We start from the raw sequence: 18,288 nt of genomic DNA on the forward strand, positions 1-18,288 counted from the left end.
CAATTGCCTTAGTGGCGTCGGCCCCACGCTGCGGGCCGGACCGGTGGCGGCGATGGCCCAGCTGGCGTAACCTTCACCCGGACGGCCCCAGGCCGCTCGTAGTTGGAGAGAACCCCCTTCATGCGCCTTCTTGCCTGCTCCCTGCTGCTCGCCGCCGCGCCCGTGTTCGCCCAGGACATCCTGGTTGGGCAATCCGCCCCGCTCACCGGCGGCAACGCGGAACTGGGGAACGACATCCGCAACGGCGCGCTGGCGTACTTCAAGAAGGTGAACGACGCGGGCGGGCTGCCGCAGGGTCGCATCAAGCTGGTGACGCTGGACGACCGCAACGACGCAAAGGTGGCGGCCGAGAACACGCAGAAGCTGGTGAACGAGCAGAACGTGGTCGCGCTGTTCGGCTACGCCTCGTCCACCCTGAGCGTCCCGTCCATGCCGACGGTGCTGGAAGGCAAGGTGCCGTTCTTCGCGCCGTTCACCGGCGCCGACACCATCCGCAAGCAGAACGAGTACGTCTACACGATCCGCGCCACCTACGCGGACGAGATCGAGAAGATCGTCAATTTCTGGGGCAACCTGGGTTCGACCCGGGTCACGGTGCTGCACTACGACGACGCCGTGGGCAGGCAGAACTTCGAAACGGTGGCCGCCGTGCTGAAGAAGTTCAACCGGCAGCCGGTGTCCGTCGCCATCCAGCGGAACGCCGACGTCACCGATGCGAATTTCAAGGCCGTCGTCGCCTCCGACCCCAACGTGCTGGTCGTGACGACGCTGTACGCGCCCGCGGCGCAGATGATCAAGAAGCTCAAGGCCGCGAATCGCGCGACCATGATCACCAGCCTGTCGTTCGCCGGTGCGAGCCAGCTGGCCAAGGCGCTCGGACCGGACGCCTCCGGCGTCTCCGTCGCCATCGACGTGCCGACGCCGCGCACGCAAAGCGTCGCCGTGATCCGTGAATGCACCGATGCGTGGAACGCCGCCGGCTACAAGGAGCCGATGTCGGTGACGGCGGTCGAGTCCTGCATCGCCGCCAAGGTGCTGGTCGAGGGCATGAAGCGCTCGGGCAAGGAGCTCACGCGTGCGTCGCTGCACCGGTCGCTCGCGACGCTGGGCCGCTACGACGCGGGCGGCTACGTCGTCGACTTCAGGCCGGGCTTCCACCACGGCGGCAGCTACGTCGCCATGGCGCTGCTCAAGCCGAACGGCGAAGTCCGAGAGTGAGCTGCGCGCGTCCCAGCGCGCGTAGGTGACTTCCGGAAACAGCTGCGCTTCGTACTCGCGCAGCACGCTCAGACCATCCGCACGATCTTGCGCTTCTTCCACGCGAGCGTGTAGTACAGCGCCTGGCCGATCAGCATCGCCGTGAACGTGATGGGATAGGCCATCCAGATGCCCTGCAGGCCGCGCCAGTGGCTCAAGGCCCAGGCAGAGGGCACTTCGATCGCGACGATGCAGCAGATCGAGATGGCCGTAGGCACCAGCACCGCGCCGCTCGCACGCATCACGCCGCTGAGCACGGATGCGAAGCCGAACACCAGGCTGCTCCACAACATGATGTGCAACAGCCCCTGCGCCAGCTCGATCACGGGAGCGCTGGTGATGAACAGGCCCATGATGTGGCGCGAGAACAGGTAGCCCAGGACCACCAGGGTGCCCGTGATCACGAGGTTCATCTTCAGGCCGGTGCGCGTGATGGCGCGCAGCCGGTCGGCGTGGCCGCGGCCGATCGCCTGCGCGCCCAGGATCGAAGCCGTGATCGCGATGGACAGCGCCGGGAACTGCACGTAGTTCACCACCTGGTTCACGGCGCCATAGGCCGCCGTCGCGCTGGAGCCGTACGCGTTCACCATGGAGAGCAGGGCGATCTCGGCCACGGAGATCACGATCATCTGCACGCCGGTGGGCAGGCCGATCTTCACCACCAGCTTGAGCAGCCGCGGATCGATGCGCAGCGACTGCAGCAGCTCGCGATCGGGCGCGAGCGCGTGGCGCTTGTGGCGCAGGTAGAAGACGAGGAACAGCAGCGCGCAGGCGAACGAGGCGATCGACGCGGCGGCCGCGCTGGTCACGCCCAGTTGCGGCAGGCCGGCCCAGCCGCGGATGAAGGCCGGCGTGAGCACGCACGACACCGCGGTGGAAATCCCCAGCGCCCACAGCGGCGTGACCGTGTCGCCGACGCCGCGCAGCAACTGCGTGAAGAGGATGAAGACCAGCAGTCCCGGCATGGCAAGCATCATCACGCGCGCATACCCGAGCGCGGCCGGCATCACGTCGGCCGGTGTGCCGAGCGCCCGCAGCATCGGGCCGGTGAACACGCCGCCGAACAGCGCAACAAGCGCACCGAGCACCAGGCCCAGCGCGATGGCGGTGCCCGCGATGGCCTTCACCTTGTGCGGTTCGCGCGCGCCCCAGGCCTGTCCGATCAGCACGGACGCGCCGGCGCCGATGCCGATCACCAGCGAGATGAAGAAGAACACCAGCGGGAACAGGCCCGCGACGGCGGCCAGGGCCCGCGTGCCCAGCATCTGCCCCACGAAGATGTTGTTCAGGGTGCCGGAGAGCCCTTGCAGGAAGTTCGCCAGGATCATGGGGCCGAGGAAGAACAGGAAGGTCTTCCACAGCGGCCGCTGCATCGCGGGGGCCGAAAGGGCGGCGTTCGGGGTTGCGGTCTGTTCCATGCTCGCCACATCTTGCCTGACCGGCCCCCGGCGTCCAGCGGCACGGGCCGCGCCCGGGCGCTCCTCGTCGCCTACAGCGGGGCTCAGCCCAGCGCGGGCTCGTCGGGCAGTTCGTTCGGGTTCGCCGCGCCCGGCGCAGCGGGGAAGTGGCGCACGAGCTCCGCTCCGACGGCGTCGATCGCCTGCACCAGTCCCTCTTCGAAGCGGCCCGCGGCGAACGCATCGGCCATGCTGCGCGTGATCTGCCGCCACTGCTCCGGCGGGACGTGGCGGCTCAGCCCGCGGTCGGCCACGACTTCGATCGCGCGATCCGCCAGCAGCAGGTAGATCAGCACGCCGTTGTTCTGCTCGGTGTCCCAGGTGCCCAGTTTGCCGAACATGGCGATCGCCCGTTCGCGCGGACTGGCGCCGCGCCACAGGTAGCCCAGGGGCAGTCCGGCCTCGACGTAAATGCGGATCTCGCCCGTGTGCTGCCGCTCGCTCGCGGCCACGTGCTCGGCGAGGCGCCGCAGTGACTCGCCGGGCAGGGCGCGCCGCGTGTCGGCCTCGTCCAGCCAGCGGTGCTTGAAGATGCGGGACCAGCGGCTGGCCATCACCAGTTCCCCGAGGCGCCGCCGCCGCCGAAATTGCCGCCGCCGCCGGAGCTGAAGCCGCCGCCACCGCCACCGCCACCGCCGCCCCAGCCGCCGCCGCCGCGTCCACCGCCAAAGCCGCCCGGAAAGATCACCGGCCCGCCCCAGCCGCTGCGCCGCCCGCCGAAGGGGCCGCCGCCGAAAGGACCGCCGCCCCCGCCGGTGAAGAACGCGAGCAGCAGCCCGAACAGGCCCGCGATGACGGCCATGACCAGGCTGGACGTGAACAGCAGGGTGAGGAAGCCCACGCCGCCGGCCGTCACGACTCCGCCCAGCTTGCGCCCGAAGATGCCGGCCAGGATGCGCGCGGCGATCGGCGCGGCGAAGAACAGGAAGATGACGATGTTGAACCAGTTCACGCCCTGGTCGGGCCGTCCGTGCGGCTGCGACGTCTGCGGCTTGGGCGCGGGCAGCGGCTCGCCGTTGATGCGCGCGATCAGCTGGTCGACGCCGGCCTGAAGTCCGCCCGCGAAGTCGCCCGCTCGGAACTTCGGTGTGATCGCATCGTCGATGACCTGCTTGGCCGCGAGGTCGGGCACCGCGCCCTCGAGGGTCTTCGCCACCTCGATGCGCACCTGGCGATCGTCCTTCGCGACGATGATCACGATGCCGTCGCCGACGTCCTTGCGGCCGATCTTCCACGCGTTGGCGACGCGGTTCGCGTAGCTGGCGATGTCTTCCGGGTGCGTGGTCGGCACCATCAGGATCACGATCTGCGTGCCCTTGCTCTGCTCGAAGCTGGCGAGCTTCTCCTCCAGCCCCTTGCGCTGGATCGGATCGAGCGTGTTCGTCTGGTCGATCACGCGGGCCGTGAGTTCCGGAACGGGCAGCACGCCTTGCGCCGCCGCGCCCAGGCAGGCGAGCAGCGCGAGGACGGCGAAGAGGAGGCGCTTCAACATCGCTTCGTCAACGCGGCCGGGAGGAGATCAACTCAGCGCGACGCTGCCGGCGCTGCCGGTGCCGCGGGCTTGCTGAAGTCCACCTTGGGCGGCGCAGAGATCTCCGCCTCGTTCTGCACCGTGAAGTTCGGCTTGGGCTGGTAGTGGAAGACCATCGCCGTCAGGTTGGTCGGGAAGCTGCGCGCCAGCACGTTGTACTCCTGCACGGCCTGGATGTAGCGGTTGCGCGCGACGGTGATGCGGTTCTCGGTGCCTTCCAGCTGCACGCGCAGGTCGCGGAAGGACTGGTTGGACTTCAGGTCGGGGTAGCGCTCGCTCACCGCCAGCAGCCGCGACAGCGCGCTGGAGAGCTCGCCCTGGGCCTGCTGGAATTTCTGGAAGGCCTGCGGGTCGTTCAGCGTCTCCGGCGTGACCTGGATGGACGTGGCTTTCGCCCGCGCCTCGATCACCTTGGTCAGCGTGTCCTGTTCGAAGTTGGCCTCGCCCTTCACGGTCGCGACGAGGTTGGGCACCAGGTCCGCACGGCGCTGGTACTGGTTCAGGACTTCGGCCCAGGCGGACTTGGTCTGTTCGTCCAGCCGCTGGAAGTCGTTGTAGCCGCAGCCCGTGAGGGATGCGAGCAGGGCCAGGATCAGCAGCCACTTCTTCATGTCGGTTCCTTGCTTCGTCTCGGCAGGTGGGGGGACGGTAGCATATGTGGATGCGGCCGGACCCGGTTCAAGTCATGCATGCGGCCACTCGACCTGCGGCTGGTGCAGCCGCCGGGCCGCAGCTGCTGATCGCGGGGGCGACCGGCGTGCTGGGCAATGAAGTGCTGCGGCGGCTGGTGGGCTCGTCCCGCTTTGCCCTCACCCAGGTGCTCGCGCGCGAGCCGATCACCGAAGGCCTGCGCGGCGTGCGCACCTTGCTCGTGGCTGACGACGTCCCGGCGCACTGGCCGCCGGCCCGCGCCGACGTCGCGGTGGTGCTGTTCGATCCGCCGCGCATGTTCTACCAGCGCGAGCGCGCGCTGTGGACGCCGGCGCCCGCGCAGCTGCCCGCGCTCGCGCACTGGCTGCGGCGCAGCGGCGTGCGCACGCTCGCCATCGTGCTGCCGCATGCGCCCGGGCGCCTGCCCGACGCGTTGAAGCGAGGACTCGCCAGCCTCGACGAGCAGGCGGTGGCGGCCCAGGGCTTCGAGCGCCTGCTGATCCTGCGCTCCGCGCAGAAGCCGCAGGACGTGCGCCAGGCGCATCCCCTGGCGCGGCTGGCGCACTGGATGCTGGGGGTCTTCAAGTACATGGTGCCCTCCAGCGAGCAGCCGGTGCGCGCGGCCAAGGTGGCGGAGCTGCTGTCCGCGGCCCTGCGCATCGCGCCGCCCGGCATCCACGTCGCCGCGCCGGAGCTGGTGTGGCAAGCGGCGCAACAGGACGTGATCACGGTGGCCCGGCGCTGGCTGGGCTGAAAACGCTGGGGCACAATGGTTGCCGGTCCCATGCGCAAGTCCAAACTCCAGGCCGCCAACCTCGAAGGCGACGCCGACGACATCGAAGCGGCTTTCTACGATGCCCTCCAACGCGGGGACATCGACCGCCTCATGGCCTGCTGGGCCGACGAGGACGAGATCATCTGCATCCATCCCGGCGGCCCGCGCGTGGTCGGCGCCACCGCGATCCGCGCCACCTTCGAATCCATGTTCGCCGACGGCGGCACGGTGCGCGCCTGGCCCGAGCGGGCCCGCAAGATCGTCGCCGTCGGCAGCAGCGTGCACAACGTGCTCGAACGCGTCGAGGTGCTGGCGCCGGCGGGCGCCACGGTGGCCTGGGTGATCGCCACCAACGTGTACCACCGCACGGCGCAGGGCTGGCGCCTGGTCGCCCACCACGCCAGCCCCGGCACCACGAGCGAGATCCAGGAAGTCTCGGATGCGCCCTCGGTCCTCCACTAGCGAATTCATGCGCAACTACCGGGCGCCCTGGTGGCTGCCCGGGGGCAATCTCCAGACCATCTGGCCCGCACTGGTCGCGCGCCGCACGCGCGGCCCGGTCCCGCCCTACCGGCGCGAGCGCTGGGCCACGCCCGACGGCGACTTCGTGGACCTGGACTTCCTCGATCGCGAGGTCTCGCCGCGCCGGCCCATGGTCGTGCTGTTCCACGGACTCGAAGGCTCGTCGCGCAGCCACTACTCCGAAGCCTTCGCCGACGTCGCCTGGCGCGGCAAGCTGAGCTTCGTGGTGCCGCACTTCCGCGGCTGCAGCGGCGAGATGAACCTCGCGCCGCGCGCCTACCACTCGGGCGACCACGAGGAGATCGACTTCATCCTGCGCGGACTGCGCGCCCGCCACGAGGGCCCGGTGCTCGGAGTCGGCGTGTCCCTGGGCGGCAATGCCCTGCTGCGCTGGGCGGCGGAGAACGGCGAGGACGCCGGCCGCGTGGCCGCGGCCGTGGCGGCGGTGTGCTCGCCGCTGGACCTGGCGGCCGGCGGGCACCACATCGGCCGCGGCTTCAACCGCATGGTCTACACCACCATGTTCCTGCGCACCATGAAGCCCAAGGCGCTCGCCAAATGGGCGCAGCACCCGGGGCTGTTCGATCGCGAGGCGCTGCTGCGCGCGCGCGACCTCTACGAGTTCGACAACATCTTCACCGCGCCGGTGCACGGGTTCACCAGCACCGAGGACTACTGGTCGCGCGCCTCGGCCAAGCCGCACCTGCCGCGGGTGCGCATCCCGGCGCTGGCGCTCAATGCGCTGAACGATCCCTTCGTGCCGGCGAGCAGCCTGCCGCGGCCCGAAGACGTGTCGGCGTCCACCACGCTGTGGCAGCCGCTGCATGGCGGCCACGTGGGATTCCCGGCCGGCGCGCCGCCGGGCCATGTGCTGGCGATGCCGGAGGCGGTGACTGCGTGGCTGCTGCGGGCGGCGGGCATTGCCACCGAAGTGCCCGAGCAATGGCCGGAGCACCCGATGACGGTGCCGGCTGCGCTCTGATGCGCGCAGGCTCCTAGCGCCGCACCGAGACGGGCTTGTAGCCGTTGGCCGGCGCGGTGCCGGCCTTCTTCGCCGGAGCTGCGGGTGGCGCCAGCGGTGCCGCGGCCGGCTCCGGCCGCCAGCGCGGAACCCAGGTCGTGCCGGCCGTGGGCGTGCCGGTCGTGGCTTGGGCGACCGGCGAGAACGCCGCCGCGATGGCCTGCGACGGCGGCACAGGCGCCAGCGCCATGGACGCTGCGCCCATGGGAGCGGGCGCCGTGCCCGGCGCGTTGCCGGCGGCCGGCGGCCAGGACGCGTCGATGCCGCGCGGCGTGCCGATCGGCGTCGTGGCCTTGGCCTGCCGCACCGCGTCCATGTCCTCGGCGCTCGGGTACTGGCCCAGCAGCTCGAAGTCGAACACGCGCCGTGCGATCGGCGCGGCGGCCGAGGCGCCGAAGCCGCCGTTCTCCACGATCATCGCCACCGCGATCTTGGGATCGTCGGCGGGCGCGTAGGCGATGAACAGCGCGTGGTCGCGATGGCGCTCGTCCACCTGCGAGGCGTTGTACTTGGCGTTCTGCGCGATGGTGACCACCTGCGCCGTGCCGGTCTTGCCGCCGCTGGTGTAGGCCGCGCCCTTGAAGGCCGCGGCGGACGTGCCTTCGATGTTCACGCCCACCATCGCGTGCAGCACCGTCGCGATGTTCTCGGGCTTCACGGCGAGCTTGCTCACCTCCTGCGGCGGGACCGGCTTCACTTCCTTCGACGTGACGTCCACCACTTCCTTGACCAGGTGCGGCTTCATGCGCACGCCGCTGTTCACCAGCGTGCTGAGCGCGCTGGCGAGCTGCAGGATGGTGAAGCTGTTGTAGCCCTGGCCGATGCCCAGCGAGATGGTCTCGCCCGCGTACCACTTCTGCTGCTCGGCGCGCTTGTAGGCCTTGCGCTTCCACTCGGTGGAGGGCAGCAGCCCCCGCGACTCGCCCTGGATGTCGATGCCCGTCAGCTCGCCGAAGCCGAAGTGCGACATGTACTCGTGGATCGTGTCCACGCCCAGGTCGTTGGCCAGCATGTAGTAGTAGGTGTCGCAGGACAGCACGATCGAGCGGTACATGTCGATCACGCCGTGGCCGCCCTCCTTGTCGTCCCGGAACTTGTGGTTGCCGAACCAGAAGTAGCCCGGGTCGTTGATGGCCTGCTGCGGCGTGCGCTTGCCGGTCTCCAGCGCCGCGAGCGCCATGTAGGGCTTGTAGGTGGAGCCGGGCGGGTAGGTGCCGCGCAGCGCGCGATTGAGCAGCGGCTTGTCGATGGACTCGTTCAGCGCCTGCCAGTTTTCCTGGTCGATGCCGTCCACGAACAGGTTGGGGTCGAAGGTCGGCTTGCTCACGAAGGCCAGCACTTCGCCGGTCTTGGGCGCGATGGCCACCATGGCGCCGCGCCGGTCGCCGTACAGGTCCTCGACCATCTTCTGCAGCTTGATGTCGATGGACAGCTTCACCGTGTTGCCCGGCGTCGCGGGCGTCGACGCCAGCTTGCGGACCGCGCGGCCGCCGGCGGAGGTCTCGACCTGCTCGACGCCGGTGATGCCATGCAGCTGCTGCTCGTAGCTCTGTTCGACGCCCAGCTTGCCGATGTATTCGGTGCCGCGGTAGTTGGACTGCTCGTCTTCCGGCCAGTCCTCCATCTGTTTCTTCTCGGTCGTATTGATGCGGCCGATGTAGCCGATGGCGTGGCTCGCCAGCTCGCCCCAGGGATAGTTGCGGAACAGGCGCGCCTTGATCTCCACGCCGGGGAAGCGGAAGCGCTGCACGGTGAAGCGCGCCACCTCTTCGTCGGTGAGCTTGGTGCGGATCGGCAGCGAGTCGATCGACTTGCTTTCCTCCAGCAGCTTCTTGAAGCGGCGGCGGTCCCGCGGCTGGATCTCGATGACCTTCGCCAGGTCGTCGATCACCGTCTCCAGCGGCGCGTTCAGGCTCGCGGGCGTGATCTCCAGCGTGTAGGCGGAATAGTTGGTGGCCAGCACGATGCCGTTGCGGTCCACGATCAGGCCGCGGTTCGGCACGATGGGGACGATGGCGGTGCGGTTCGCCTCCGCCTGCTCGTCGAGGTCCTGGTGCCGCACGATCTGCAGGTAGACCAGCCGCGAGATCAGCAGGACGAAGCACACCAGCACCGCCACGCTGGCGGCCAGCACGCGCCCGCGAAAGCGGGAGAGGTCGGCTTCGACGTTGCGGAGTTCGGTCACGGGGCTCGGGGAAGGGGCTAGGGGCTAGGGGCTACGGGCTAGGGATGAGGGGGCAGCGGTTAGGGCGTGGGCATTCGTGGATGGTTCCCTGATCCCTAGCACCTGGCCCCTGATCCCTTCCGTTGTAGCGACTGCGCCGCTACAACGGCCTATTTTCGTCGGGATCCGGTGCCCTGCGCTGCGGGATCAGCAGCAGCACGCTCACCACCGGCCAGAGCAAGGCTTCCAGCACGGGCGCGAGCAGGAACAGGAAACCGGGGAAGGCGCCGCCGGCCAGCATGCGGATGGCCAGTTCGATGGCGTGGGCGGCGGCGAACAGCGGCAGCACCTGCACGGCCTGCGAGGGCACCGTGAACCACAGCAGGCGGCGGTGGATGGTGATCGCGAAGTAGGTCAGGGTGGTGTAGGCCAGCGCATGCTGCCCCAGCAGCGAGGTCTGGTGCACGTCCACCGCCAGCCCGAACAGGAAGGCGACCACCACGCCGATGCGCAGCGGCTGGTGCACGCTCCAGAACACCAGCACGACGGCCAGCAGGTCGGGCATCCACGCCAGCCGCCCGAGCGGCAGCATGTCGAACATCAGCGCCACGATCAGCGAGAACCAGATGAACAGCGGATTGGCGGGGAGCAGCAGGGGCTGCCCGGGGCGCATGATCATGGGCAGGCGCTCCTCACTTGCGGCCGGCGGCCCGCTTCTGCGGGGGCACGGCGTCGTCCGGCGCCGGCCGCGGCGGGATCTGGTTCAGCAGCGACTTCAGCACCATCACGTGGCGCACGCCGGCCACCTGCGACTGGGGCACGCACACGATGCGGGCGAAAGCCGAGTCCGGACGGCGGTCCACCTTGCTGACCTTCGCGACCGGGATCCCCGGGGGGTAGACGCCATCGATGCCGCTGGTGGTGAGCAGGTCCCCGGGCTGGACGTCGGCGTTGGCGGCCATGTAGCGCAGCTCCAGCCCGCCGCTGCCGAAGCGGCCCGCATCGCCGTACACGATGCCGCGGGCGCCGGTGCGCGTATTGAGCACCGGGATCGCCTGGTCACTGTCGGTGACGAGGGTGACTTCGCTGATCAGCGGATGCACGCGGGTCACCTGGCCCAGCACGCCCGACTCGTCGATCACCGGCGAGCCGGCGCTGATGCCTTGGGCGAGCCCCTTGTCGATGATCACCTTGCGCGAGTACGGGTCGGCCGCGTCGTACAGCACCTCGGCGGCCGTGGACGGGGTGTTCAGGCGCTCGCGCAGTCCCAGCAGCTTGCGCAACTGCGTGTTCTCGTTCAGCAGCTGTTCGACCTGGCCCGCGCGCTGCGACTGCAGGATCAGCTTGCGCCGGGCCTGCTCCTCGTTGTTCAGGGCGGTGTTGAGGGACACGAAGTAGTCCTGCACGGTGCGCACCACCAGCACCGGCCGCATCGCGAGCCATTGCACGGGGAAGAGCACGGTGGCGACGGCGGCGCGGATCGGCTGCGTGATGCGGAAGCGCGCGTCCGCCACCATGAGGAACAGCGCCAGCGCGCTGCACACCATCAGCTTGGAGAGGGCGGACGGGCCCTGCTTGAAGAATGGCGGTGGGGTACGGTCGAGGGTGCCTAAGGGCATGACGAATGACTTCGCTTCGCTTCAACGACGAACCGGAAGGATCGCCATATTGTCATCCCTGCCGTCGCAGGAGTGTCATCCCGCGCCGCAGACGGCGCGAGCCCTTCGTCATTCGGACGTGAAGATCGAACCCAGCCGTTCCATGCGTTCCAGCGCGATGCCGCAGCCACGCACGACGCAGGTCAGGGGATCTTCGGCCACCAGCACGGGCAGGCCGGTTTCCTCCGCCAGCAGGCGGTCCAGGTCGCGCAGCAGCGCGCCGCCGCCGGTGAGCATCATCCCGCGCTCGGCGATGTCGGCGCCGAGTTCCGGCGGGGTCTGTTCCAGCGCGTTCTTGACGGCGGACACGATGTTGTTCAGGGGATCGGTCAGCGCTTCCAGGATTTCGTTGGAGCTGATCGTGAAGCTGCGCGGCACGCCCTCGGAGAGGTTGCGGCCCTTCACTTCCATTTCCTTCACCTCGCTGCCGGGGAAGGCGGAGCCGATCTGCTTCTTGATGCCTTCGGCGGTGGGCTCGCCGATCAGCATGCCGTAGTTGCGGCGGATGTAGCTGATGATCGCCTCGTCGAACTTGTCGCCGCCGACGCGCACCGAGCCCTTGTAGACCATGCCGCCCAGGGAGATCACGCCGACCTCGGTGGTGCCGCCGCCGATGTCGACGACCATGGAGCCGGAAGCTTCGGACACCGGCAGGCCCGCGCCGATCGCGGCGGCCATCGGTTCCTCGATCAGGTACACCTCGCTCGCGCCGGCGCCCAGTGCCGATTCGCGGATGGCCCGGCGCTCGACCTGGGTCGAGCCGCAGGGCACGCAGATGATGATGCGCGGGCTGGGCTTCAGGACGGACCGCGGGTGGACCATCTTGATGAACTGCTTGAGCATCTGCTCGGTGACCGTGAAGTCCGCGATCACCCCGTCCTTCATCGGGCGGATGGCCTCGATGTTGCCCGGCACCTTGCCCAGCATGGCCTTGGCTTCGTGGCCGACCGCCTGGATCGTCTTCTTTCCCTGCGGTCCCCCTTCGTGGCGGATCGCCACCACCGACGGCTCATCGAGCACGATGCCCTTGTCGCGCACGAAGATCAGGGTGTTGGCCGTGCCGAGGTCGATGGCCAGGTCGGTGGAGAGATAGCGTCGGAAGGCTCCGAACATTTGGGGAAATCCTCGTTTCTTCTGCGAAAGCGGCCGCTTTGCGCGGCCGCTGCACACGGGCGGAGCTCCGCTCGCCGAAGGCGGGATAATACCCCATCCCCTGTGCCGTCCCCCCTGTGAGCGAGGCCCCCGCGGCCCGCCTGTGGCTTGGGCGCAATGACTTATTTCACCATGTCCCTCAACACGCAAGACATCGCCCGGATCGCCCACCTGGCGCGCCTGGAACTCCAGCCGCAGGAGAGCGAGCGGATGCTCGCCCAGATCAACGCCTTCTTCGAGATCGTGGAGAAGATGCGTGCCGTCGATACCGCCGGCGTCGAGCCCCTGACCCACCCCGTGGCCGCCGTGCAGGATGTCGCGCTGCGCCTGCGCGAGGACGTCGCCAGCAGGGACATTGACCGCGAAGCGAACCAGCGCAGCGCCCCCGCGGTGGAACTCGGACTGTTCCTGGTCCCGAAGGTGATCGAGTGAGCGCCGACCTGCACGATCTCTCCGTCGCGGAGCTCGCGAAGAAGCTGCAGGGCAGGCAGGTCTCCGCGAGCGAAGCGGCGCAACATTTCCTTGCACGCTCGCGGCAGCACGCAACACTTGGCGCCTTCCTCGCCCTGGACGAAGAGGCGACCCTGGCGCAGGCCCGGGCCGCGGACGCGCGCATCGCCTCGGGCGACCGCGCGCCGCTGCTGGGGGTGCCCGTCGCACACAAGGACATCTTCGTCACGCGCGACTTTCCCAGCACCGCGGGCTCGAAGATGCTGCAGGACTACCGCTCGCCCTTCGACGCCACCGTCGTGCGCAAGCTGGCCGAGGCCGGCGCCGTGACCCTCGGCAAGCTCAATTGCGACGAGTTCGCGATGGGCTCGTCGAACGAGAACTCCGCCTACGGCCCGGTGAAGAATCCGTGGGACCCGAGCCGCATCCCCGGCGGGTCCTCCGGGGGCAGCGCCGCAGCGGTGGCGGCCCGGCTGGCTCCGGCCGCCACGGGCACCGACACCGGCGGCTCGATCCGCCAGCCCGCGTCCTTCTGTGGCATCACGGGGATCAAGCCCACCTATGGCCGCGCCTCGCGCTACGGCATGATCGCGTACGCGTCCTCGCTGGACCAGGCGGGCCCGATGGCGCGCAGCGCCGAGGATTGCGCCTTGCTGCTGTCCGCGATGTGCGGGCCGGACCCCGATTGCGACTCGACTTCGCTGGACCTCCCGGCGGAAGACTTTACCCGCGCGCTCGGCGGCTCCATGGAGGGCCTGCGCATCGGCGTGCCGAAGGAATTCTTCGCCGAAGGCGTCGCCGCGGACGTCCGAGCGGCGATCGAGGGCGCCTTGCGCGAATACGAGAAGCTGGGCGCGCGGCGTGTGGAGATCTCGCTGCCGCGCACCGAGCTCGCCATCCCCGTGTACTACATCATCGCGCCGGCGGAAGCCAGCTCCAACCTCTCGCGCTTCGATGGCGTGAAGTTCGGGTACCGCGCGAAGAAGTACGGCGACCTGCTGGACATGTACCGCAAGACCCGCGCGGAAGGCTTCGGCGAGGAGGTCAAGGCGCGCATCATGATCGGCACCTACGTGCTCTCGCACGGGTACTACGACGCGTACTACCTGCAGGCGCAGAAGGTGCGTCGCATGATCGCCGACGATTTCCAGCGCGCATTCCAGCAGTGCGACGTGATCGCGGGACCGGTCGCTCCGAGCGTCGCCTGGAAGCTAGGGGGCCACGGCGGCGACCCGCTCGCGGACTACCTGGCCGACATCTTCACGCTGCCCGGCTCGCTGGCGGGACTGCCCGGCATGAGCATCCCCGTCGGCTTCGGCGAGGGCGGCATGCCGGTCGGGCTGCAGTTGATCGGCAACTATTTCCAGGAAGGCAGGCTGCTGAACGCCGCGCACGGCTTCCAGCAGGCGACCGATTTCCACCTCTGCAAGCCGGAGGGCTTCTGACATGGCCGGCAAACTGATCCAAGGCTACGAAGTCGTCATCGGCTTCGAGACGCACGCGCAGCTTTCCACCGAAAGCAAGATCTTCAGCCGCGCGCCGACACAGTTCGGCGCTGAACCCAACACCCAGGCTTCGCCCGTGGACCTGGCGCTGCCCGGCACCTTGCCCGTGATGAACCGCGGCGCGGTGGAGCGCGCCATCCGCTTCGGCCTGGCGATCGGCGCGCACGTGGCGCCCCGCAGCATCTTCGCGCGCAAGAACTACTTCTATCCGGACCTGCCCAAGGGCTACCAGATCTCGCAATACGAGATCCCGGTGGTGCAGGGGGGCAGCGTCGAGTTCTTCCTCGGCGAGGAGAAGAAGTCGGTGCGGCTGGTGCGCGCGCACCTGGAGGAGGACGCCGGCAAGTCGCTGCACGAGGACTTCGTGGGCCTGAGCGGCATCGACCTCAATCGCGCCGGCACGCCTTTGCTGGAGATCGTCACCGAGCCCGACATGCGCTCGTCGGACGAGGCCGTGGCCTACGCCCGCGAACTGCACAAGATCGTCACCTGGATCGGCATCTGCGACGGCAACATGCAGGAAGGCAGCTTCCGCTGCGACGCCAACGTGTCGGTGCGCAAGCCGGGCGGGCCGCTGGGCACGCGCCGCGAGATCAAGAACCTGAACTCCTTCAAGTTCATGAAGGAGGCCATCGACTTCGAGGTGCGCTGGCAGATCGAGCAGATCGAGGACGGCCACGCCATCGAGCAGGCGACCGTGCTGTTCGACCCCGACACCGGCGAGACGCGCGCCATGCGGACCAAGGAAGACGCCGCCGACTACCGTTACTTTCCCGACCCGGACCTGCCGCCGCTGGTCGTCGCGCCCGAGTGGGTCGAGCGCGTGCGCGGCGAGATGCCCGAGTTGCCGCGCGTGATGGCGGCGCGCTTCGTCAGCGACTATGGGCTGCCGGAGTACGACGCCACCACGCTCACCCAGAGCAAGGCGATGGCCGCCTACTTCGAGACGGCCGCGAAGGCGAGCGGACAGGCCAAGCTGGCCAGCAACTGGATCATGGGCGAGGTCTCGCGCCGGCTCAATGCGCAGGAGATCGCCATCGAGCAGGCGCCGGTCAGCGCGGCCACGCTGGCGAAGCTGATCCAGCGCATCGCCGATGGCACGGTTTCCAACAATGCGGCGCGGCAGGTGTTCGACGCCCTGTGGACTGCGCAGGGCAGCGATGTCGACGCCGTGATCGACGCCAAGGGCCTCAAGCAGGTGAACGACAGCGGCGCGCTCGAGCAGATCGTCGACGACGTGATCGCGGCGAATCCGGCCAACGTGGAGCAGGTCCGCGCCGGCAAGGACAAGGCCTTCAACGCGCTGGTGGGGCAGGCGATGAAGGCGAGCAAAGGCAAGGCGAATCCGCAGCAGGTCGGCGACTTGCTGCGCAAGAAGCTGGGGCTGTAGGGAAACCGCTGCGCCGGTCCTAGGCAGCCGGAGGGCGCGAGCGGCGCGTTCCGGCGGCCAGGCGGCATCACGGCTGGATCAGGCGCCGCACGGCGCAATCACGGGCGTCCGCGCAGCGGGGCTCTGGCGGAACCGGCAGCTTTCGTCGCGCCGCGCCCCAGACCGGCCGCCCTTTCCGCACCTGGAACTGCGGCCACCACTGCCATTCCGGCCACCGCCGTCCCTCCGTTTTATTCGCGATCGAGCGCCGCTGCTGCTCGCTGAACGCACTGGCGCCGACCGCCCGCTCTCCCCGTCCGACCGCCCATTGGCAGACCTGTGCTAGTACTTTTCCATTGGTCGCGCTGCCTCGCCCGACCATCGGGATGTAACAACATGTGCTTAACGTAACCATTATGTTTGCGTCACCGGAAGCAGACGTCCCGCAACCGGTACAGCACAAGCGAGGTCTGTCATGAACAAGCGGTCTCCCGGATTTTCACTGATCGAGATGCTGGTGGCGATTGCGCTGGTGGTCGTCCTGACGACCGTCGCCATCCCTTCGTTCAGCTCGATGCTCACCAACACGCGCATGGCCGGTGAGCTCAATACCTTGTTGAGCGCCCTGAACCTGGCCCGCAGCGAGGCCAGCAAACGGGGACTGCGCGTATCGGTCTGCCCCATGTCGGGCACGGCGTGCGCGAACACCACCGACTGGACGGCCGGCTGGCAGGTGATCCAGCCGGACACCAACACGCAGATCAACATCGCGCCGGCGCTGGCCCATGGCGAGACCCTGGTCAGCACCGTGAACACCTACCCGGTGTTCACCGCCTTCGGCTACACGTCCTTCAACGGCACGCTGTCCATCCACGACCGCAACAACACGCCCAGCCTCTACCGCTGCATCGTGTTCAACGCGGGCTCCTGGTCGGCGCAGCAGGGGGCGTCCTGCCCATGAAGGCGCAGCGCGGCTTCTCGCTGCTCGAGGTCCTGGTGTCCATGCTGGTCATCATGTTCGGCTTGCTCGGGATCGCCAACATGCAGATGCTGGCGGTCAGCAACACGGAGACGGGCCGGTACAACTCGATGGCGGCCATGTTCGCCTCCGACATGGCCGCACGGATGCAGGGCAACAAGGCCTATTGGGGCGCGCCGGCCAATTCCATCACGGTCAGCGGGACCACCGTGACCAACGGGCCGACCTCGACGAGCAAGAACTGCGCGTCGGTCACCTGCAGCGGCTCGGAGCTCGCTTACTACGACCTCAAGAACTGGGGCGCGTCCCTGGTCGGGAGCGTCAGCGGAACGGTCGCAACGCAAGGCTTGCCCGGTGGCAATGCCTCCATCGCGTGCAACACGACGTCCTCGCCGACCGTCTGCACGCTGACCATCAACTGGACCGAAAAGAACATCGGCCTGACGACGGCGACGGTCGCTGCGAGCAGCCCCACCGGCGCGTTGGCGACCGGCACGTCGAGCACGCACAGCCACCAGACCCTGGTGTCGATCCAGCAATGAAATACCAGCAGGGCATGAGTCTCATCGAGTTGATGGTCTCCGCGGCCATCGCGCTCGTGCTCGTGCTCGGCGTGGGTACGGTGTTCCTCGCGATGAAGCAGACGTTCAACCTGCGGCAGAACATGGGATCGACGCAAAGCAACCAGCGCATCGCCATGCAGTTCCTGAGCGCCGCCATCCGCAACGCGGGGGCGACTCCCAATCCGCTCACGCAGGCCGCTCCGGCGACGCCGCTTTCCGGCACGGGCACCAATGCGGGCGCCGATACCCTGACCGTCCAGTTCTGGGCCGACGCGTCCGGCGCCGCCCAAGGCTGCGCCTCCACGCTGACGGCCAATCATTCCTACACGGACGTCTTCAGCGTGACGGGTGGTTATCTGTCGTGCACCGAAACCGACAACACGGTCTCGCCGCCGACCTCGACCACCGTGAGGCTGATCGGAGGCGCGGCCGGTTCCGGCAATCGCCTGACCGGCCTGAACATCGTGTATGGCATCGACGGCAATGGCGTCGGGTCGACCAGCCGCTACGTCAATGCGGGAGCCGTCACCGACTGGACGACGGTCAGGACGGTGACTTTCACGCTGCTGTTCGACGCACCGCTCGCCAACAAGGAGAACCAGACGGCGACTTCCTTGAGCGTGAGCCAGACCGTTCCTTTCATGATCGGCCTGTGACATGAACAAGCGCCATCAGGGCTTCGTGCTGATCGTCTGCCTGATCCTGCTGGTCGTGATGACGATGCTCGGCATCTTCATGTTCAACGGCCTGACCCAGGACCAGAAGATGGGTGCCAACTTCCGGGAGAAGAGCCGCGCGGTCGAGGCAGCGCAAACCGGGCTCACTTCGGTCGGGTACTGGCTGGGCCAGGGCAACAACGCCTATCTCGGGCCGAACAACTGGGTTTCGGGCGTCACATGCGCCGCCAACGGCCCCACGCCCGCCACCTCGCCCGTGGTTTGCAACGCAGCCCTGGCGACGCCGGCCACCTTGCCGTGGACCTCGTACACCAGCTATGTGCCGGCCGGCATGTCCGTCGCGGCCAGCGGACAGAACACGTACACCAGCAACACCAGCGTCCATACCTACTTCATGGGGGCGACCAGCACCAACCCGCCTTCGGCCCTCTACCAGGTCACGGCGGCAGGGAAGGGCGGCAACGACGCCGCCACCGCGGTGCTGAGGGCGGTCTACAAGGTGCAGGCGACTTCGATCGACCTGGGCGGCGGGTGAAACATGTCCGCGCCATCGATGC

Annotated in this window: 19 protein-coding genes; 11 read left to right on the forward strand and 8 right to left on the reverse strand. The window is 68.5% G+C overall.

From position 1 onward, the window contains the following. Window positions 1-120 precede the first annotated feature (120 nt). On the forward strand, window positions 121-1,218 hold the full coding sequence (locus tag JJB11_RS08185) for an ABC transporter substrate-binding protein (RefSeq protein WP_201168226.1): 1,098 nt from the start codon (window positions 121-123) through the stop codon (window positions 1,216-1,218). Window positions 1,219-1,286: 68 nt separating this feature from the next. On the opposite strand, the gene JJB11_RS08190 is transcribed toward JJB11_RS08185, so the two are convergent. The 4 genes from JJB11_RS08190 to JJB11_RS08205 all read right to left on the reverse strand — a co-directional run bounded on the left by JJB11_RS08190 (window position 1,287) and on the right by JJB11_RS08205 (window position 4,856). Then, on the reverse strand, window positions 1,287-2,675 hold the full coding sequence (locus tag JJB11_RS08190) for an MATE family efflux transporter (protein WP_201168228.1): 1,389 nt from the start codon (window positions 2,673-2,675) through the stop codon (window positions 1,287-1,289). Between the two features lie 83 nt (window positions 2,676-2,758). Beyond that, window positions 2,759-3,268 (reverse strand): TPM domain-containing protein, encoded by a 510-nt coding sequence (locus JJB11_RS08195; RefSeq protein ID WP_201168243.1) that lies wholly within the window; start codon window positions 3,266-3,268, stop codon window positions 2,759-2,761. Beyond that, window positions 3,268-4,206, reverse strand: a complete 939-nt coding sequence (locus JJB11_RS08200; protein ID WP_201168245.1) for a TPM domain-containing protein — start codon at window positions 4,204-4,206, stop codon at window positions 3,268-3,270. The genes JJB11_RS08195 and JJB11_RS08200 overlap by 1 nt, the downstream gene beginning before the upstream one ends. 32 nt (window positions 4,207-4,238) lie before the next feature. Then, window positions 4,239-4,856, reverse strand: a complete 618-nt coding sequence (locus tag JJB11_RS08205; RefSeq protein ID WP_201168247.1) for a LemA family protein — start codon at window positions 4,854-4,856, stop codon at window positions 4,239-4,241. A gap of 50 nt (window positions 4,857-4,906) precedes the next feature. Here JJB11_RS08205 and JJB11_RS08210 point away from each other — a divergent pair, with 50 nt between their 5' ends. The 3 genes from JJB11_RS08210 to JJB11_RS08220 are packed head-to-tail and all read left to right on the forward strand — an operon-like array spanning window position 4,907 to window position 7,175. After that, complete coding sequence (locus tag JJB11_RS08210) at window positions 4,907-5,650, forward strand: Rossmann-fold NAD(P)-binding domain-containing protein (protein WP_201168249.1); 744 nt, start codon at window positions 4,907-4,909, stop codon at window positions 5,648-5,650. A gap of 30 nt (window positions 5,651-5,680) precedes the next feature. Further along, window positions 5,681-6,133 (forward strand): YybH family protein, encoded by a 453-nt coding sequence (locus JJB11_RS08215; protein WP_201168251.1) that lies wholly within the window; start codon window positions 5,681-5,683, stop codon window positions 6,131-6,133. After that, entirely contained in the window at window positions 6,111-7,175 is a 1,065-nt protein-coding gene (locus tag JJB11_RS08220; protein WP_201964701.1) for a YheT family hydrolase, read from the forward strand. The genes JJB11_RS08215 and JJB11_RS08220 overlap by 23 nt, the downstream gene beginning before the upstream one ends. A gap of 13 nt (window positions 7,176-7,188) precedes the next feature. Here the strand turns inward: JJB11_RS08220 and mrdA are convergent, their stop codons facing one another. The 4 genes from mrdA to JJB11_RS08240 all read right to left on the reverse strand — a co-directional run bounded on the left by mrdA (window position 7,189) and on the right by JJB11_RS08240 (window position 12,149). Then, a complete protein-coding gene (mrdA, locus tag JJB11_RS08225; protein WP_201168254.1) occupies window positions 7,189-9,399 on the reverse strand; it encodes a penicillin-binding protein 2 in 2,211 nt (736 codons plus the stop codon). 139 nt (window positions 9,400-9,538) lie between these two features. Next, window positions 9,539-10,057 carry a rod shape-determining protein MreD gene (gene mreD / locus JJB11_RS08230; RefSeq protein ID WP_201168257.1) on the reverse strand — a complete coding sequence of 173 codons (519 nt, stop codon included), beginning with the start codon at window positions 10,055-10,057 and terminating at the stop codon, window positions 9,539-9,541. 13 nt (window positions 10,058-10,070) lie between these two features. Next, on the reverse strand, window positions 10,071-10,997 hold the full coding sequence (gene mreC / locus JJB11_RS08235) for a rod shape-determining protein MreC (RefSeq protein WP_201168259.1): 927 nt from the start codon (window positions 10,995-10,997) through the stop codon (window positions 10,071-10,073). Between the two features lie 108 nt (window positions 10,998-11,105). Continuing rightward, window positions 11,106-12,149: a rod shape-determining protein gene (locus JJB11_RS08240; protein ID WP_187076857.1), complete on the reverse strand. Its 1,044-nt coding sequence runs from the start codon at window positions 12,147-12,149 to the stop codon at window positions 11,106-11,108. Window positions 12,150-12,320: 171 nt separating this feature from the next. Here JJB11_RS08240 and gatC point away from each other — a divergent pair, with 171 nt between their 5' ends. From gatC to JJB11_RS08275, 7 genes are all read left to right on the forward strand, one after another. Then, window positions 12,321-12,620: an Asp-tRNA(Asn)/Glu-tRNA(Gln) amidotransferase subunit GatC gene (gene gatC / locus JJB11_RS08245; protein ID WP_201169139.1), complete on the forward strand. Its 300-nt coding sequence runs from the start codon at window positions 12,321-12,323 to the stop codon at window positions 12,618-12,620. Further along, entirely contained in the window at window positions 12,617-14,083 is a 1,467-nt protein-coding gene (gene gatA, locus JJB11_RS08250) for an Asp-tRNA(Asn)/Glu-tRNA(Gln) amidotransferase subunit GatA (protein WP_340643139.1), read from the forward strand. The genes gatC and gatA overlap by 4 nt, the downstream gene beginning before the upstream one ends. Window position 14,084: 1 nt before the next feature. Next, window positions 14,085-15,533 (forward strand): Asp-tRNA(Asn)/Glu-tRNA(Gln) amidotransferase subunit GatB, encoded by a 1,449-nt coding sequence (gatB, locus tag JJB11_RS08255; RefSeq protein ID WP_201168261.1) that lies wholly within the window; start codon window positions 14,085-14,087, stop codon window positions 15,531-15,533. Window positions 15,534-15,987: 454 nt separating this feature from the next. Next, window positions 15,988-16,473, forward strand: coding sequence for a GspH/FimT family pseudopilin (locus JJB11_RS08260; protein ID WP_201168263.1), 486 nt, complete (start codon window positions 15,988-15,990; stop codon window positions 16,471-16,473). After that, window positions 16,470-17,033, forward strand: a complete 564-nt coding sequence (gene pilV / locus JJB11_RS08265; protein WP_201168272.1) for a type IV pilus modification protein PilV — start codon at window positions 16,470-16,472, stop codon at window positions 17,031-17,033. The genes JJB11_RS08260 and pilV overlap by 4 nt, the downstream gene beginning before the upstream one ends. Next, window positions 17,030-17,710, forward strand: a complete 681-nt coding sequence (locus tag JJB11_RS08270; protein WP_201168274.1) for a PilW family protein — start codon at window positions 17,030-17,032, stop codon at window positions 17,708-17,710. Before pilV ends, JJB11_RS08270 begins: the two co-directional genes overlap by 4 nt. Before the next feature lies 1 nt (window position 17,711). After that, entirely contained in the window at window positions 17,712-18,266 is a 555-nt protein-coding gene (locus tag JJB11_RS08275) for a pilus assembly PilX family protein (protein ID WP_201168276.1), read from the forward strand. The last annotated feature ends 22 nt before the right edge of the window (window positions 18,267-18,288 follow it).

It is taken from the genome of Ramlibacter ginsenosidimutans, assembly GCF_016654015.1.
In the GTDB taxonomy this organism is placed as follows: domain Bacteria; phylum Pseudomonadota; class Gammaproteobacteria; order Burkholderiales; family Burkholderiaceae_C; genus Ramlibacter; species Ramlibacter ginsenosidimutans.

Bases quoted from the DNA above. Each gene is read 5' to 3' on its own strand.
- JJB11_RS08260 (WP_201168263.1), top strand. From the start codon at position 15,988: ATGAACAAGCGGTCTCCCGGATTTTCACTGATCGAGATGCTGGTGGCG.
- JJB11_RS08275 (WP_201168276.1), top strand. From the start codon at position 17,712: ATGAACAAGCGCCATCAGGGCTTCGTGCTGATCGTCTGCCTGATCCTG.
- JJB11_RS08220 (WP_201964701.1), top strand. From the start codon at position 6,111: ATGCGCCCTCGGTCCTCCACTAGCGAATTCATGCGCAACTACCGGGCG.
- gatC (WP_201169139.1), top strand. From the start codon at position 12,321: ATGTCCCTCAACACGCAAGACATCGCCCGGATCGCCCACCTGGCGCGC.
- gatB (WP_201168261.1), top strand. From the start codon at position 14,085: ATGGCCGGCAAACTGATCCAAGGCTACGAAGTCGTCATCGGCTTCGAG.
- JJB11_RS08185 (WP_201168226.1), top strand. From the start codon at position 121: ATGCGCCTTCTTGCCTGCTCCCTGCTGCTCGCCGCCGCGCCCGTGTTC.
- mreC (WP_201168259.1), bottom strand. From the start codon at position 10,997: ATGCCCTTAGGCACCCTCGACCGTACCCCACCGCCATTCTTCAAGCAG.
- JJB11_RS08210 (WP_201168249.1), top strand. From the start codon at position 4,907: ATGCGGCCGGACCCGGTTCAAGTCATGCATGCGGCCACTCGACCTGCG.
- JJB11_RS08195 (WP_201168243.1), bottom strand. From the start codon at position 3,268: ATGGCCAGCCGCTGGTCCCGCATCTTCAAGCACCGCTGGCTGGACGAG.
- JJB11_RS08215 (WP_201168251.1), top strand. From the start codon at position 5,681: ATGCGCAAGTCCAAACTCCAGGCCGCCAACCTCGAAGGCGACGCCGAC.
- pilV (WP_201168272.1), top strand. From the start codon at position 16,470: ATGAAGGCGCAGCGCGGCTTCTCGCTGCTCGAGGTCCTGGTGTCCATG.
- JJB11_RS08200 (WP_201168245.1), bottom strand. From the start codon at position 4,206: ATGTTGAAGCGCCTCCTCTTCGCCGTCCTCGCGCTGCTCGCCTGCCTG.
- JJB11_RS08240 (WP_187076857.1), bottom strand. From the start codon at position 12,149: ATGTTCGGAGCCTTCCGACGCTATCTCTCCACCGACCTGGCCATCGAC.
- JJB11_RS08270 (WP_201168274.1), top strand. From the start codon at position 17,030: ATGAAATACCAGCAGGGCATGAGTCTCATCGAGTTGATGGTCTCCGCG.
- mreD (WP_201168257.1), bottom strand. From the start codon at position 10,057: ATGATCATGCGCCCCGGGCAGCCCCTGCTGCTCCCCGCCAATCCGCTG.
- JJB11_RS08190 (WP_201168228.1), bottom strand. From the start codon at position 2,675: ATGGAACAGACCGCAACCCCGAACGCCGCCCTTTCGGCCCCCGCGATG.
- JJB11_RS08205 (WP_201168247.1), bottom strand. From the start codon at position 4,856: ATGAAGAAGTGGCTGCTGATCCTGGCCCTGCTCGCATCCCTCACGGGC.